Genomic DNA, 13,779 nt, shown 5'->3' with positions numbered 1-13,779 from the left:
GTATTCCTTTTAAGAGGCAGCGAGCTCTATCCGATTGTCTCGGGATCCACGCCGCGTGCTTTCATGAAAGCGACCATATGGAAGCGGGTTTGGTCTGGCGAGTAGAAATACTCAAGAGCCACCGGGCAGGCATTGCGGGCCATGCAGCCTCCTGTCCGGCAGGGCTCACCCTGTGGCGACGACAGATGTGCCGCACAGGCTGGAACATCATAGCCATCGCGCGTGAAGGCACCGACGGGACAGGTCGCAAGGCATGGTTTGTCCGGACAACTGTCACATGGTGACCCGCTGTCAGTGACAGATGGATGCGTGATGCCATGATCAAACAGGAAGGCGGCGCGATAGGCATGCCACAGGCCGAATTTCGGATGAATGTTCATGCCCAGAGGCGACGTGTGACCGGCCCCTGCAGCCCGTGCCCAGGTCAGGAACGGCGGATGCGGCGTGTCGAACGGAAACTGTGCGTGCGCGCCAAGCTCATCGGCCAGCGGGGCAAGCACGTCTCGCGTCCAATGGTCCATCAGGTCGTGCGCCGGGTCCCGCTCCGACGCGAAGCGCCCAAACATGGCAGGTCCGGCATTGCCGATCAGAACCAGCGACCGGCCTTCAAACTCTACACCGTCCCCATGATCCAGCCAGCCCAGAACCTCAAAGCTCTCGCCACGGATGCGCGCTTCGATTGCTGCAGCGTCTGGAGGTGCGTCAGGCAAAGCGTGAATGGCCTGCCTGCAGCAAAGCCTTGTCCAGTTTGATGTCGTGGTTGGCGCGAAGTTGCCGGTCCAGGTCTTCCGGCAGGTAGTCCGGGAAGTATCCCGACAGTATCTTGTCCTTGCGCGCTGCGGCTACCTTGACCACGTCCGGCTTCTTCGCCTCGTTCCATTCCTTCGGGCTCATGCGGTTGCCGACGTCCGGATAGACATAGTCTTTCTGCATCAGGTCCAGTGTCTGGCCTGACCCCAGATAGTGGCCCGGTCCCTCGGTGCAGACCTCGGTGATCACGTCGATGGACAAGGTTGCGTCATTGACCTCGATACCGCGCACATTGCGGTTGATGGCGCCCAGCATGTCGTTGTCGATCAGCAGGCTTTCAAAGCAGAACCCGAGTAGAGAGGCGTGCATGCCGGCGGCTTCGTAGAGCATGTTGATGCCTGACAATGCGGTAAGGGCCGCGTTCACACCATGCTCGCAACCGGCCTGCATGTCCGGCAGTTTGCTGTCGGCCATGCCGGCAGCGGATCCGGTCGGCAGGTCGTAGAACTGGCCCATCTGCGCACATGCCGACGAGATCAGGGCCTGTTCGCCGGAGCCGCCCGACATGGCGCCGGTTCTGAGGTCGGAAACGAACGGCCACGGTCCCCACAGTGCGTAGCCACCCGGCTGAATGGCATTGACATAGGCCAGCCCGGCCAGGCATTCGGCGACCGCCTGAACTATGGTTCCGGCCAGCGCGGCCGGTGATGTAGCACCCGCCTGGGCTGCCGACAGCAGTAACACCGGCATGCCGCCGCGAACGGCGACTTCCAGGCACCGGCAGGCATCCTCCGCCCACTTCATCGGCGGCACAACGAAGCAGTTTGACTGGCTGACGAACGGGCGCTCGCGCCATTTGGCTTCGCTGCCGGCTACCACGTGCAGCATATCCAGGCACTCGCGCACATGATCCGGTTCCACCATCGAGGTGCCGATGTGCTTGGATGTGCCCGCCAGGCAGGCGTAAAGCGTATTCACATCAAGGTCGCGCGGTTCAACCATGTCGCGCGCCACCAACGGGCGCTGGAAGAAGTGAATGTGTTCGCAATTGTCGACAATGCGGGCAGCGTCATACAGGTCGACCAGCAATGAATCCCGATAGGCCTCCGTCTCCGGTTCGACAACGTGAACGGCGGCACCGGCAGTGCCGAAATGAACATTGGTGCCCCATGGTTCCAGGTCGTATTTGGGATCGCGGGCAAACAGCGGAAAGCGGCGCGCACAAATTGTCAGCGTGTCCTCGATCAGGGCACGTGGAAACCGCAAGCGGCCGTTTTCGTCCAGCGTGCAGCCTTTCTCGGTCATCATTTCGATGCACGAGGGAATAGAATTTCCGATACCAACGGTCTCGAGAAGCGTCAGGGCTGCTTCATGGATCTTTTCGAGTTCGCCCTGGGAGAGCGGCTTGTATTGCCCGCCTTTCATGCCGGGGCGAACCGCAGCCTCATCGACAGGAATGGCGCGCGAGCGCATGGCTTTGCGGGCTTCACGCCCACCGCGGCGGCGGTTGGTATCTTCAGCTACGGACATTCGCGGGTTTCCTCGACTAAGAGCCTTGTTATTGTGATCCGGAGTGTGCGCGTTTCTGCGAATCTTGGAAAGCGCATAGTTCTCATTTCAAGTTGAAATTTTTTCACCGTGATGATGCTGTTTCCTGTTGATACAAAGCAGTTTCGGGTCAATATTGCCGACACGGAACATCAATGACGCCAACAGGGTGAATAAACGTGACCAAGCGAAACCTGCCGCCCTTGCGCGCACTGACAGCGTTTGAAGCCGCCGCCCGGCTGGGCAGCTTCCGCCGTGCCGCTGATGAGCTTGGTCTCACCAGATCAGCCATCAGCCACCAGATCAAGGCGCTGGAAGAGGTCCTCGGTGTTGATTTGTTTTCACGTGACGGCAAACGGGCTGAATTGTCCGGGCCGGGGTTGATCTATTTTCCGGCAGTCCGCGAGGCTTTTGACCAGATTGAAAGCCAGACCCAGGTGATACGGCCGCGGGCGTCGGGCAATGAGTTGACGGTACAGGTCTATGTGACCGTGGCGATGAAATGGCTGCTGCCGCGCCTGCATGACTTCGAGCGGCGCCATCCGAACATGCGTGTGCGCCTGTCGACGTCGTATTTTCACTGGGATTTCGATGCCGAAAACGCTGATGTCGCGATCATCCTGGCGCGCCAGCGCACCGAGGGACATCACTATCGGAACCTGTTCCGGTCCCGCCTGAAACCGGTTTGCTCGCCGGACTATCTGGCCCGCGTCGGCAAGATAGAGACGCCGCAGGATCTGCTGCGGCACAAGCTTCTTTATGTCTATTCCGCAGAAGAAGACTGGCGGCTGTGGCTGAAGGCGGCCGGTCTCGGCGAAACCAAGCTGTCCGCCACGCTCGCCTTCGACAGTTACCTGCTGGCGCAGGAGGCTGCGGTAGCAGGCCAGGGCATTGCCATGACCATTGGCCCTTATGCGCGTGACGAACTTGCGTCGGGCAGACTGGTGCAGCCGGTTGATCTTGAGGTGCCGCACCAGCACTGGTGGACATTCGCCTGCCGCGCAACAGATCGGCTGTTGCCGAAGGTAAAACTGTTTGAAGACTGGTTGGTTGAACAGGTTGCCGGTGATGAAGACATTCCGGCAGCGACCAGGGAGATGAGTGACGCATGAGCGACGTGACGGATACAGGACCGCGCAAGTCGCGCAGACGTGGAAATGCCCGCCGCGCCGCCGCGGCTGGTGATGCAGGCCAGGCGACACTGGCGCAGCAGCCTGCAGGTCAGGCAAGGCTCATGTTTGAGGCGGCCAGAGTTGTGTCTGATGACCAGCTGGAAAGCCTGCATCTGGCATCTCTGGAGGTGCTGGAAACCATCGGCATTGACGTGATGCTGCCGGAGGCACGTGATTATTTTGCGCGGGCAGGGGCCCGAATTGACGGCGAGCGGGTGTGCATTCCCGGCGATGTAATCATGAATGCAATCGCAACCGTGCCGTCGCAGTTCACTTTCCACGCCCGTAACCCGGACAAGACAATTCAGATTGGCGATGGCTGGCTGGCATTCGGCACTGTTGGCTCGGCGCCGAACTCTTCCGGCCTTGAGCATGGCCGCCGCCCGGGCAACCTTGAAGATTACCGGCGTTTCCTGAAACTCGCCCAGAGTTTCAACTGCATCGATTTCATATCGGGATATCCGGTCGAGCCGATCGATGTCCATGCCTCGGTTCGCCACCTGGTCGCATTGAAGGACATGGCGTTGATGACCGAAAAGCCGTTCCATGCCTATTCGCTGGGCCTGGAGCGGATCCGTGACGGCATCGAGATCGCCCGCATCGCCCGTGGTGTAGGCCATGAACAGCTTGAGGCCGAGCCGTCGCTGTTCACCATCATCAACACCAACTCGCCCCTGAAAATGGATGTGCCGATGCTGCAGGGCGTCATTGAAATGGCGCGCCGCAACCAGATCGTCTGCGTCACGCCGTTCACGCTGTCAGGCGCCATGGCCCCGGTGACGGTTGCCGGCGCTTTGGTGCAGCAGAACGCCGAAGCCCTTGCCGGCATTGCTCTCACCCAGCTTGTGCGCCCCGGCGCACCGGCAATTTACGGTGGCTTCACCTCCAATGTCGACATGAAGTCGGGCGCGCCTGCATTCGGCACGCCGGAATACATGAAGGCGGCGATGGTTGGTGGTCAATTGGCCCGCCGCTACGCCATTCCGTATCGCACCTCGAATACCTGTGCTGCCAATGCGCTGGATGCCCAGGCCGCTTACGAAAGTGTGTTTTCCCTGTGGGGTGTCGCCATGGGCGGCGGCAATCTGGTCATGCATGGTGCCGGATGGATGGAAGGCGGGCTGGTCGCGTCACTGGAAAAGTTCGTACTCGACTGCGACCTGATACAGATGGTCAAATCGTTTCTGCAGCCTCTGGATCTGACGCGTGACGCGCTCGGGCTCGATGCCATGGACGAGGTTGGGCCCGGTGGGCATTTCTTCGGTTGCGCCCACACCATGGCACGCTACCAGAACGCATTTTACGCACCGCTGATTTCAGACTGGCGCAATTTCGAGCAATGGCAATCGGCGGGTTCACCGCGTGCCGGCGACAAGGCCAGCGCGGTGCTGAAGCAGGTACTGGAAACTTACCGGAAACCCGCGATTGACCCAGCTGTTGAGGAAGAGCTGGAGGCATTTGTAGCCAGGCGCACCGAAGAAGGCGGCGCACCGACCGACTTCTGATTGACCTTGTGGCGTGCCATCGCGCATTGTGGTCCGGTACTGAAATTCCAGGCCGGATTCACCCATGAAATTTGCCTATCTGATCGAACCGCCGTTCAACTATGAACGAGAAGACGGGACGGTAACCGGATGTGATGTCGAACTTGCCAGGCTGGTTTTTGACGCCATCGGAGCAGGGCCGTTTGAACCGGTCGAAGCGGAGTTTGCCGAACTGCTGCCGGGCGTCGCCGAAGGACGCTGGCGCATGACGACGGGCCTGTTTGCAACCGAAGAACGCCGCCAGCTTGCCTCATTCAGCAGACCTGTGTGGGCGCTGCCGGATGGTTTGCTGGTCACCGCCGGCAATCCGCTGGCGCTGTCAGGATATAAGTCAGTGGCAGCGTCCGGAACCTGCAGGCTGGCTGTGATCAGGGACCAGTTTCAACATCGCTCGGCGGTGGAATTCGGCGTGCAGGAAGACCGCATCATGATTTTCGAAACCTACACCGAGGCCTGTCATGCGGTGCGTGACGGCAAGGCGGACGCCTATGCCAGCGTGGCGCGCGCGCATACCGGTTTTCTGGAGCAGCATGCTGAGCTTGATTTGGAAGTGGTCGTGGTGCCGGCCGGCGAAAAGCAACCGGCCTTCGGTTCGTTTGCGTTCAGCAGCAAGGATGATGACTTGCGCCACAAGGTGGATGCGATGCTGGCAGATTACCTGGGCTCGCCCGAGCATCGCCGGATGATGGCCGGTTTCGGGTTCAGTGATGCCGAAATCGATCTCGTTGCCAACCGGCAACCGGAATAACTGTCTTGGATCTCCTGATACTGTTTGGATCGGCGTTTCTGGCGGCAACAATTTTTCCGGCCCAGTCGGAAGCTGTTTTGTTACTCATGCAGGCAAATGGTGTCGCGTCCGGCATGGTTTTGCTGGCTGTCGCCAGCCTCGGCAACACGCTCGGCGCCTGCGTGAACTGGGGGATGGGCCGGTTTGCCACCGGGCTGCGAGACCGGTCATGGTTTCCGGCAAGTTCCAGGCAGTTGCAGCGTGCTGAGCGCTGGTATGCCCGCTGGGGCGTCTGGTCATTGCTGCTCAGCTGGGTGCCGTTCGTGGGCGACCCGCTGACCGTGATAGCCGGCCTGCTGCGCACGCCGTTCCTGATTTTCGCGGTCATCGTGGCAGTCGCCAAGACATCGCGCTACGCGGTGTTGTTGTGGCTTGGAGCCGGAATGTGAGATTGAGTTGGTGCCCGGCCAAACCGATGGTGCAGCAAATACATCACGCAGTAGATTAAACTTTTAGTTGAGCAAAAAAAGATGACAGCAACTTTTGGCAGTTATCTTGGGAAAAGATCTACACAGGGCAATATTTCGGTCAGGGGTGGCACATGATTTTCAAGTACAATTCTTTGGTTTTGGCAGCAGGTTTGGCTGCCGGCATGATCGGTTCTACCAGTGCGGCTTCAGCCGACACGTTCGGGCCGATGGACACCAGCGGTTTTGTTGAAATTTTCGGCTCACACTCTGACGCGATTGAGGACAATTCATCCGGGGCCAATGATAATTACACTGGCGGCGGCGGTGGCGGCAGTGTCAATTTCTGGCTGAGCGACAGCTTCACGGTGCAGATTGACGGCAATCTGAATTTTTTCAGAAATGACCCGGATAATGACACCGAACACGCCATAGAGATGGTTGTGCATTCGGGGTGGCGCGACCCGGAGCGCGGCTACATTGGTGCTTTTGGTGGTCTGATAAGCTACGGATACGCCGGGGCCGACAGCGATGACTCAAATCAATGGGTAGCGGGTGGCGAAGCCGCCGTCTATCTGGACATGATTACGGTATTCGCACAGGCGGGCTTCATGGACACGTTCAATCGTGCCGAAGGAGAGTCGTTTGAGGATACTTATTTTGTCCAGGGTGGAGTGCGTTATTTCGCGACTTCGAATTTGAAACTCGAAGCATCCGGTGGCTTTCTCAACGGCGACGAGTACGGCGACACCCCGGTCGATATGCCGTTTTGGCGTGCTGAAGCGGAGTATAAACCTGAAGACACCCGGGTAAGCTGGTTTGCCGCTTATGAAGGATACAGCGAAGACGAAGATGGTTATGAGCACACCAATCACACCGTGATGGGCGGCCTCAGAATCCATTTTGGCCAAGACACGCTGATGTCGTTTGATCGTTCGGGCGCTTCGCAGGGTTTCCTGAACTCACGTATGCTGCAAATGGCGGATGACCAGTAATGTGGTTCTGAATTCAAGTCAGATTGCCTCACCTGATCTGGTGAAACCGACGCGGCTCCAAGGCAACTTGGGGCCGTTTTGCCTTCTTGCTGCAGGCAGACGCCAACTCGCAAGAATGACGCGGTGACTACGCACCGCGTCATTCCCCCGATCCGGTCCTCAATCAGGTTGCCTGATGAGGCCGTGCATCAGATGAGTGAGCAGAAAACGACGGCTTACCTGCCGCCGCTGACCTTGCCTCTGCCGAAGCCGCGGCCGAACCCGCGATGTCCGAAGCTTCTGCGGAAGCCGTGGCCGCGATAGTAATAGGGCGACGCATAATAGCCGTAACGGCCAAAGCCGAAGCCGCGGCTGCGGAAGCTCCGCGAGCGGAATCTGCGGTTGCGGAACCGGCGCGAGCGGAAACCGCGTTTGCGTAAGTGCGCCTTGGTTACCTTGCCGGTCGTGGTTTCAAGACCTGCCGGGGCGAAGGCGGCACCTGGCACAGGTGCTGCAGATGCAGGCGTCGACACAAAGGCTGCGAAGGCGAGTGCGCCCGCCATTGCAAGTCCGGTTACGGAAGTCGAGTTTGATAATTTAAACATGAGCGTTTGCTCCTTTTTGGTTTTGGATAAACCGGAGAGAGGGCCGCTGTGTTCCTGTCAGGTATGATCAAAGCCTGGCCGGAAAACAGGGAGGGTCTCGCCAGCTCTATTGACCAGACGTTACGCTTTCGATGCTCAGATTGGGAAATCAAGCCGCATCACTTGGCCGGGAGGCGGGGTGATCTCCAGTGCACGGTCCCGTGTCCCGCATGTTGATCATTGATGGATGCTGCAGGCCGTGACACGATATTGTTCCGAGTACCAACTCTCTTTCAGGACCAAGCGACTTCATGAAAACCATCGACTATTACTATTCCACCCGATCAAATTTTACTCTGCTCGGCGCGGGCAGGCTGAATGCGCTGGCAGCAAAGTACAAGCGCCGCGTATTGCATCGTCCGATCCTGCTGTCGGAGACAATGAAACCACTGAAATCCACACCCTTCCACAAGCGGCCGGCCATCCTGCGCAATTACGCCATGCACGATGCGCTGCGCACGGCTGCGCACCTGGGCATACCGTTATTGCGTGAGCCGGTGCATCACATGGGACCGGTTGAACTGCCGTCGGGTATCGTCATTGCCGGGCAGAACGCCGTGTTGCGCGGTGAGGCGGGGGATGTGGACAGCTTGAGCGTTGCAGTTCTGGAAGCGCTCTGGCTGCATGACCGCGATATCGCCGATGAAGCGGTGGTAGCAGAGCTGGTCAAGGCATCTGGTTTCAAGAATGCCGATGCACTGATTGCGGAAGCCATGTCTGACGCCACACAGGCCGAACTCATGCGCAACTGCACCGAGGCCATCATCCGCGGCGTTATCGGTGCACCGACATATTTCGTGGACGAGGAAATGTTCTACGGCCAGGACCGTCTGGACTATCTGGAGCGGGCGCTGGAGTAACTGGGCTCAATTGAACCCATGTTGCTACAGGGCTAGGATGCAACAATTCGAAAAACAGCGAACGGCTGCTGTGCGGGCTTTGCGGTCATTGATGTTTGATATACCAACTTCCGGTTCGCCACAAAGAGACAGCGCTTCGTGTGCCAGTCAGATATTTAGGCTCATATTCGCTTTGGTTCGATCCATAGTGACGAAAGTCTTGAATTTCCTAATGTCTTCGTTGCCAAAAAATAGCCTTTGAGTGAGCTCTTCATACTCGACCATGCTACCAACGATAACGATCAGAACGAAATCAATTTCTCCGGTTACATAGTAACATTGCTGAATTTCTGGGGCATTTAGAAACTGTCTTTTTATGTCGTCAATTTTCCCCCCAGTTTCAGTCTTCAGTTCGACTTCCACAACAATTGTAAGTGGCAAGCCGACACTAGCTGGATCTAAACGGGCAACCTGAGCTGCGATTATACCGTCGTTCTCCATTCTCTTGATCCGCCGCTGCACTGAAGGTGTTGAGAGGTTCACTTTCTCACCTATCAGGCGCTGCGGCACAGTGCTGTCTTGTTGTAAAATTCTGAGAATCGCTAAATCGAAGGAATCCAGAGTGGATGAAGAATGAATTTTTTTCATGGGCCTGGACTGCAATTTTGTTTCACAAGTAGATGAAAATTAGAGCATTCAACTCTCGTTTCGCGAGTTACCTTTGCACCAACTAGTAAAGGAAAACGACGATGCTTGATATTTTTTCTGCCGCAAACTTGAAACATATAGCTGTCGTCCCGGTGTCGGGCCAAGCCAGCGAATTGGTAGTGACCAGAGATAACTACGCAGATGCCGTCGCTGAGATAAAATCTTGGAATGGATATACAGAAACGCCTCTGCATACGCTGCGAGATTTGTCCAATACGCTGGGCATCGGTGGCGTTTTCTACAAAGACGAAGCACCACGATTTGGACTGGGTAGCTTCAAAGCCCTTGGTGGTTCCTACGCCGGATTGCGTGTCATCCAACGCGAGCTGAGAAAACAGCTTGGCAAAGACATCAGTGCTCACGATATCCGCAAAGGGACTTATGCAGATGATGTTGCCGAAATCACACTTGTTTCAGCGACAGACGGCAACCATGGCAAATCTTTGTCTTGGGGTGCACAAAGATTTGGAGCGCCCTGCCGCATATATATACACCGTGAGGTGAGCGAAATCCGTGCACAGGCAATGCGTGATTTTGGGGCAACGGTCACTCGCGTGGATGGTGATTATGATGCGTCGGTCGAAGAAGCGCGCAACGATGCCAATGAGAATGGCTGGTTCGTCGTTTCGGACACTTCTTGGGAAGGTTACACGCAGCCTCCGATCGATGTGATGGCAGGGTATGGAGTAATGACCCGCGAAACCTTTGAGCAGATGCGCGTAGCACCAACCCATGTGTTCATTCAATGTGGGTGCGGTGGGCTTGCCGCGGGTGTCTCCGCAAGCTTTCGACAACTCTGGGGAGATGCTGCGCCTAGGGTTGTAATTGTGGAACCCGAACTAGCACCCTGCCTGTTTGAGTCAGCAAAAGCCGGTGAAAAAACGGATGTTGAGGTTCATGAGGAAACGTTAATGGCGGGCCTTTCAGTTGGGGAGCCCTCTGGCATCGCGTGGCAAATTCTGTCAGCAGAAGCTAGTGATTATGTGACAATTCCAGAAAGCCTGATTGCACCCGCCATGCGTTTGTTGGCCCAGCCACTTGGCGATGATCCAAAAATTGTCGCAGGAGAGTCTGCTATAGCAGGCCTCGCAGCATTGATTGCAGGGACACAACAATCTTCCTTGCGCGATGCTCTCGGACTGACAACAAAATCCCGGGTATTGTTGATAGGATCAGAAGGAGCAACCGATCCTGCAATCTACGCGTCGCTTGTGAACAGCTAGGTTCGGATTCACTGAGCAACTTGAGAATTGAGATTTGCGGTGATGCAGAAAGTGGTAAAATGGGCTCCAAGCTGCCATTGCAGATGTTATGATTTGATGGGGCCTGACCCTAATATTTCAAAAACGATCAATATTATGGTTTTGATTGTTTCAAGCAAAAATCACACTGATCTATCCAGTTAATTTTGTGCCTGCTTGGCTGTTTCCAGCAGGTCGTCAATTTCGGAAAAGCTGGCCGCGTACTGGGCATATTCAAATGAGCCCTTGTAGCGCAGTTCGCGCGCTGCCTGCAAAAATCCGCCGATCGCCGCACGGGCAAACGAAGACCCGGTGGAGACGCGGCGCACACCGCACTCCAGCAGGTCCGTTACGGTGAAATGCGAAGCAGCGGTACCGATCACCACATTGACCGGCTTTGTAACCGCGCTGCAAACCCGCTCTATGTCTTCAATGGATGCCAGGCCCGGCGCATAGAGCACGTCTGCTCCGGCAGCCTCGAAAGCAATCAGGCGGGAGATCGTGTCGTCTAGGTCGGGCCGGCCATGCAGGAAGTTTTCCGCACGCGCCGTCAGCATGAACGGCCGCTTCAGCGCACGGCGTGCTTCAACGGCGGCGGTAATGCGCTCCACCGCGTGGGTGAAATCGAAAATCGGCTCATTGGATTTGCCGGTGGTGTCTTCTATCGTGCACCCGGCAAGCCCGGTGGCGGCTGCCTGGCGGATGGTCTCGGCTACCGTGTCGGGCCTGGCGCCAAAGCCGTTTTCCAGATCTGCCGATACGGGCAGGGAGGTCGCTTTCACCATCATGGCGCAATGTTCCAGTGCCTCCTTGCGGCTGACCTCACCGGGCCAGTCCCGCTTGCCTACGCTGAAGGCGTAACCGGCACTGGTCGTGGCAATCGCCTCAAAGCCCATGGCCTGCATCATGCGCGCCGAACCCTTGTCCCAGGCATTGGGCAAAATCAGTATCTTGTCTTCGCGACTATGCAGCTGCTCGAAGTGCTCCGCCTTCTGCTTTGTCAATGGCATGCCGTGATCTCCCGTGCCGTGTTCGTAAGCCGTCCCTGTACTGACTCTGACAGGAATTGTGCCGTGTGCAAGGGGTTAAGTGTCAGCAGACATTGTTTGCGCCAAGGATTACCCGCGACGTTTCCGGCGCCGCTCGCGGCCCTCGCTTCCATCAGCTCCAACCGGCGTTATTTCCTTGATTTGCGGCAGATTCACAACAGATGCCAGGTTGGGGAATGGCGCGGTTTTGTGCGGCATGGCCATGGCCTCGATAAAGTGTTGCTGGAACATTGGCTCCACGGCTGTTTCGATCTTCTCGATGCGCGTGACCACGTCCTCGATCTCGTCGCGGCCTTCGGTGTTGAGCAGAGCAATACGCGCGCCGGTGCCGGCAGCGTTGCCGGCAGAATGTACATGGGCAAGGTCACAATCGGGGATCAGCCCCAAAATCATGGCGTACTTGACATCAATGTGGCTGCCAAAGGCGCCTGCCAGACGGATGGTATCGACCTTTTCCAGTTCCAGCTTGTCCATCAGCAATTGAACGCCGGCATAAAGCGCTGCCTTGGCAAGCTGGATGGCGCGCACATCGTTCTGGGTGATGGAGATAAGTGGTTCGCCTTCGCGGATGACGTAGGCGAAGGTGCGGCCGGTCTGTATCACTCGGGGTGATTTTGCGGCCATGGCGCCGTCAAACAGCCCGTCCTGGTTTATCACCCCGGACAGATAAAGCTCAGCCACGGCCTCGATGATGGCAGACCCGCACACACCTGTAACGCCGGTAGAGGCGATCTCGTCCTCAAAGCCCGGCTCATCCGACCACAGGTCGCAGCCGATGACCTTGAAGCGCGGTTCCAGCGTATCGGGGTCAATGCGCAGCCGCTCGATGGCACCTGGGGCAGCGCGCTGGCCGCATGAAATCTGCGCGCCTTCGAAAGCCGGTCCGGTAGGAGACGAACACGCCAGCACCCGGTCCTTGTTGCCCAGCACGATTTCCGCATTGGTCCCGACATCGACGACCAGCATCATCCGTTCCGACAGATGCGGGCTTTCCGACAACACGACACCGGCGGTATCTGCGCCGACATGGCCGGCAATGCAGGGCAGCACATAGACATAGGCGCCATTGTTGAGTTCAAGATCGAATTCACGCGCCGGGCGGGTGACCGGCAGCCCGGTGGCCAGCGCAAACGGAGCGCCGCCCAGTTCGGTCGGATCGATGCCCAGCATGAGATGATGCATGACCGGATTGCCAACCAGCACAACCTCGAGAATGTCGGACAGATCGACGTCGGCTTCACCGGCAACCTCGCGGGCCAGCTCGTTCAGGGCCTCGCGCACGACAGCGGTCATTTCCTTGTCGCCGCCGGGGTTCATCATCACATACGAAACGCGGCTCATCAGGTCTTCACCGAAGCGGATCTGCGGGTTCATCAGACCGGCTGAAGATTTGATCTCGCCGGTGGACAGGTCACACAGATGGGCTGCGATCGTGGTGGAGCCCACATCGACAGCCATGCCGTAAGCACGATCATGAAACCCGGGCCAGATAGCCGTGATCCGGGCGGTCTTGCTGGCCATGCGGCTGTGAACAGCAAGCGTAATGCGCCATTCGCCTTTGCGCAGGGCCGATTGCAGCGCCTGCATGATGGCCAGGTCGCAGGTAACCTGATCGATGCCCCACTGCGCCCTCAGCGCATTGTAGACGCGCTCCAGATCGGAGGAGGGGTGATGCATGTCCGGTTCATCGACGACGATGTAATAGAGCTTGGTGACCGGATCGAGCTTGATGTCACGCACTTCGGCGCGCTTGCGCACAACCTGTTTGTGAACCTGGCTTTCGGGCGGAACATCCACCACGCAGTCGCCTAGCATCAGTGTCTGGCACGATAGCCTGCGATCGGCTTTCAGCCCGCGCTTTTCGTTGTATCGGATCTCGACGCTGGTGACCGGGCCAAGGTTTTCCGGTTTCGAGGTAATGCCATGCTTGGCGAAATCACCGATGGAGGGGGTGACCTGGCAGCGTCCGCAAATGGCGCGGCCGCCACACACACTGTCAATGTCAACGCCGAGAGCACGGGCAGCCTGCAGCACCGGCGTGCCTATCGGAAAGCGCCCGCGCTTGCCTGAAGGCGTGAAAACGATAAGTGCGTCGCTGCGTCCGCCGTCTGCCATA

The 13,779-nt window shown here is 57.7% G+C and carries 13 protein-coding genes; 7 read left to right on the top strand and 6 right to left on the bottom strand.

All coding sequences use genetic code 11. From position 1 onward, the window contains the following. Window positions 1-26: 26 nt before the first annotated feature. Window positions 27-710 carry a hypothetical protein gene (locus DHN55_RS13180; RefSeq protein WP_108881959.1) on the bottom strand — a complete coding sequence of 228 codons (684 nt, stop codon included), beginning with the start codon at window positions 708-710 and terminating at the stop codon, window positions 27-29. Further along, on the bottom strand, window positions 703-2,280 hold the full coding sequence (locus tag DHN55_RS13175; RefSeq protein ID WP_108881958.1) for a trimethylamine methyltransferase family protein: 1,578 nt from the start codon (window positions 2,278-2,280) through the stop codon (window positions 703-705). The genes DHN55_RS13180 and DHN55_RS13175 overlap by 8 nt, the downstream gene beginning before the upstream one ends. Before the next feature lie 197 nt (window positions 2,281-2,477). Between DHN55_RS13175 and DHN55_RS13170 the strand changes: the two genes are divergently transcribed. The 5 genes from DHN55_RS13170 to DHN55_RS13150 all read left to right on the top strand — a co-directional run bounded on the left by DHN55_RS13170 (window position 2,478) and on the right by DHN55_RS13150 (window position 7,203). Further along, window positions 2,478-3,410, top strand: a complete 933-nt coding sequence (locus DHN55_RS13170) for a LysR substrate-binding domain-containing protein (RefSeq protein ID WP_108881957.1) — start codon at window positions 2,478-2,480, stop codon at window positions 3,408-3,410. Beyond that, window positions 3,407-4,975: a trimethylamine methyltransferase family protein gene (locus DHN55_RS13165; RefSeq protein WP_108881956.1), complete on the top strand. Its 1,569-nt coding sequence runs from the start codon at window positions 3,407-3,409 to the stop codon at window positions 4,973-4,975. Before DHN55_RS13170 ends, DHN55_RS13165 begins: the two co-directional genes overlap by 4 nt. 64 nt (window positions 4,976-5,039) lie before the next feature. After that, complete coding sequence (locus DHN55_RS13160) at window positions 5,040-5,762, top strand: transporter substrate-binding domain-containing protein (protein WP_108881955.1); 723 nt, start codon at window positions 5,040-5,042, stop codon at window positions 5,760-5,762. 5 nt (window positions 5,763-5,767) lie between these two features. Then, complete coding sequence (locus tag DHN55_RS13155) at window positions 5,768-6,190, top strand: VTT domain-containing protein (protein ID WP_108881954.1); 423 nt, start codon at window positions 5,768-5,770, stop codon at window positions 6,188-6,190. 152 nt (window positions 6,191-6,342) lie between these two features. Then, window positions 6,343-7,203, top strand: coding sequence for a hypothetical protein (locus DHN55_RS13150; RefSeq protein ID WP_108881953.1), 861 nt, complete (start codon window positions 6,343-6,345; stop codon window positions 7,201-7,203). Between the two features lie 215 nt (window positions 7,204-7,418). On the opposite strand, the gene DHN55_RS22350 is transcribed toward DHN55_RS13150, so the two are convergent. Continuing rightward, window positions 7,419-7,787: a hypothetical protein gene (locus DHN55_RS22350; protein ID WP_337660272.1), complete on the bottom strand. Its 369-nt coding sequence runs from the start codon at window positions 7,785-7,787 to the stop codon at window positions 7,419-7,421. Window positions 7,788-8,077: 290 nt separating this feature from the next. Between DHN55_RS22350 and DHN55_RS13140 the strand changes: the two genes are divergently transcribed. Continuing rightward, a complete protein-coding gene (locus DHN55_RS13140; protein WP_108881952.1) occupies window positions 8,078-8,686 on the top strand; it encodes a DsbA family protein in 609 nt (202 codons plus the stop codon). 147 nt (window positions 8,687-8,833) lie between these two features. Here the strand turns inward: DHN55_RS13140 and DHN55_RS13135 are convergent, their stop codons facing one another. Continuing rightward, window positions 8,834-9,313 carry an Lrp/AsnC ligand binding domain-containing protein gene (locus DHN55_RS13135; protein WP_108881951.1) on the bottom strand — a complete coding sequence of 160 codons (480 nt, stop codon included), beginning with the start codon at window positions 9,311-9,313 and terminating at the stop codon, window positions 8,834-8,836. 101 nt (window positions 9,314-9,414) lie between these two features. Between DHN55_RS13135 and DHN55_RS13130 the strand changes: the two genes are divergently transcribed. Next, window positions 9,415-10,596, top strand: coding sequence for a diaminopropionate ammonia-lyase (locus DHN55_RS13130; RefSeq protein WP_108881950.1), 1,182 nt, complete (start codon window positions 9,415-9,417; stop codon window positions 10,594-10,596). Window positions 10,597-10,775: 179 nt separating this feature from the next. Here the strand turns inward: DHN55_RS13130 and DHN55_RS13125 are convergent, their stop codons facing one another. Both DHN55_RS13125 and DHN55_RS13120 read right to left on the bottom strand, forming a co-directional pair. Further along, complete coding sequence (locus DHN55_RS13125; RefSeq protein ID WP_337660413.1) at window positions 10,776-11,618, bottom strand: isocitrate lyase/PEP mutase family protein; 843 nt, start codon at window positions 11,616-11,618, stop codon at window positions 10,776-10,778. Window positions 11,619-11,732: 114 nt separating this feature from the next. Further along, complete coding sequence (locus tag DHN55_RS13120) at window positions 11,733-13,778, bottom strand: ASKHA domain-containing protein (RefSeq protein WP_108881948.1); 2,046 nt, start codon at window positions 13,776-13,778, stop codon at window positions 11,733-11,735. Between the last annotated feature and the right edge of the window lies 1 nt (window position 13,779).

The sequence above is a fragment of the Anderseniella sp. Alg231-50 genome (genome assembly GCF_900149695.1).
In the GTDB taxonomy this organism is placed as follows: domain Bacteria; phylum Pseudomonadota; class Alphaproteobacteria; order Rhizobiales; family Aestuariivirgaceae; genus Anderseniella.
This window is presented reverse-complemented; position numbering and strand designations above follow the sequence as displayed.

What these genes read in the sequence shown, in the direction of transcription:
- DHN55_RS13140 (WP_108881952.1), top strand. Translation starts at nt 8,078, where the DNA reads ATGAAAACCATCGACTATTACTATTCCACCCGATCAAATTTTACTCTG.
- DHN55_RS13120 (WP_108881948.1), bottom strand. Translation starts at nt 13,778, where the DNA reads ATGGCAGACGGCGGACGCAGCGACGCACTTATCGTTTTCACGCCTTCA.
- DHN55_RS13175 (WP_108881958.1), bottom strand. Translation starts at nt 2,280, where the DNA reads ATGTCCGTAGCTGAAGATACCAACCGCCGCCGCGGTGGGCGTGAAGCC.
- DHN55_RS22350 (WP_337660272.1), bottom strand. Translation starts at nt 7,787, where the DNA reads ATGTTTAAATTATCAAACTCGACTTCCGTAACCGGACTTGCAATGGCG.
- DHN55_RS13160 (WP_108881955.1), top strand. Translation starts at nt 5,040, where the DNA reads ATGAAATTTGCCTATCTGATCGAACCGCCGTTCAACTATGAACGAGAA.
- DHN55_RS13165 (WP_108881956.1), top strand. Translation starts at nt 3,407, where the DNA reads ATGAGCGACGTGACGGATACAGGACCGCGCAAGTCGCGCAGACGTGGA.
- DHN55_RS13130 (WP_108881950.1), top strand. Translation starts at nt 9,415, where the DNA reads ATGCTTGATATTTTTTCTGCCGCAAACTTGAAACATATAGCTGTCGTC.
- DHN55_RS13135 (WP_108881951.1), bottom strand. Translation starts at nt 9,313, where the DNA reads ATGAAAAAAATTCATTCTTCATCCACTCTGGATTCCTTCGATTTAGCG.
- DHN55_RS13150 (WP_108881953.1), top strand. Translation starts at nt 6,343, where the DNA reads ATGATTTTCAAGTACAATTCTTTGGTTTTGGCAGCAGGTTTGGCTGCC.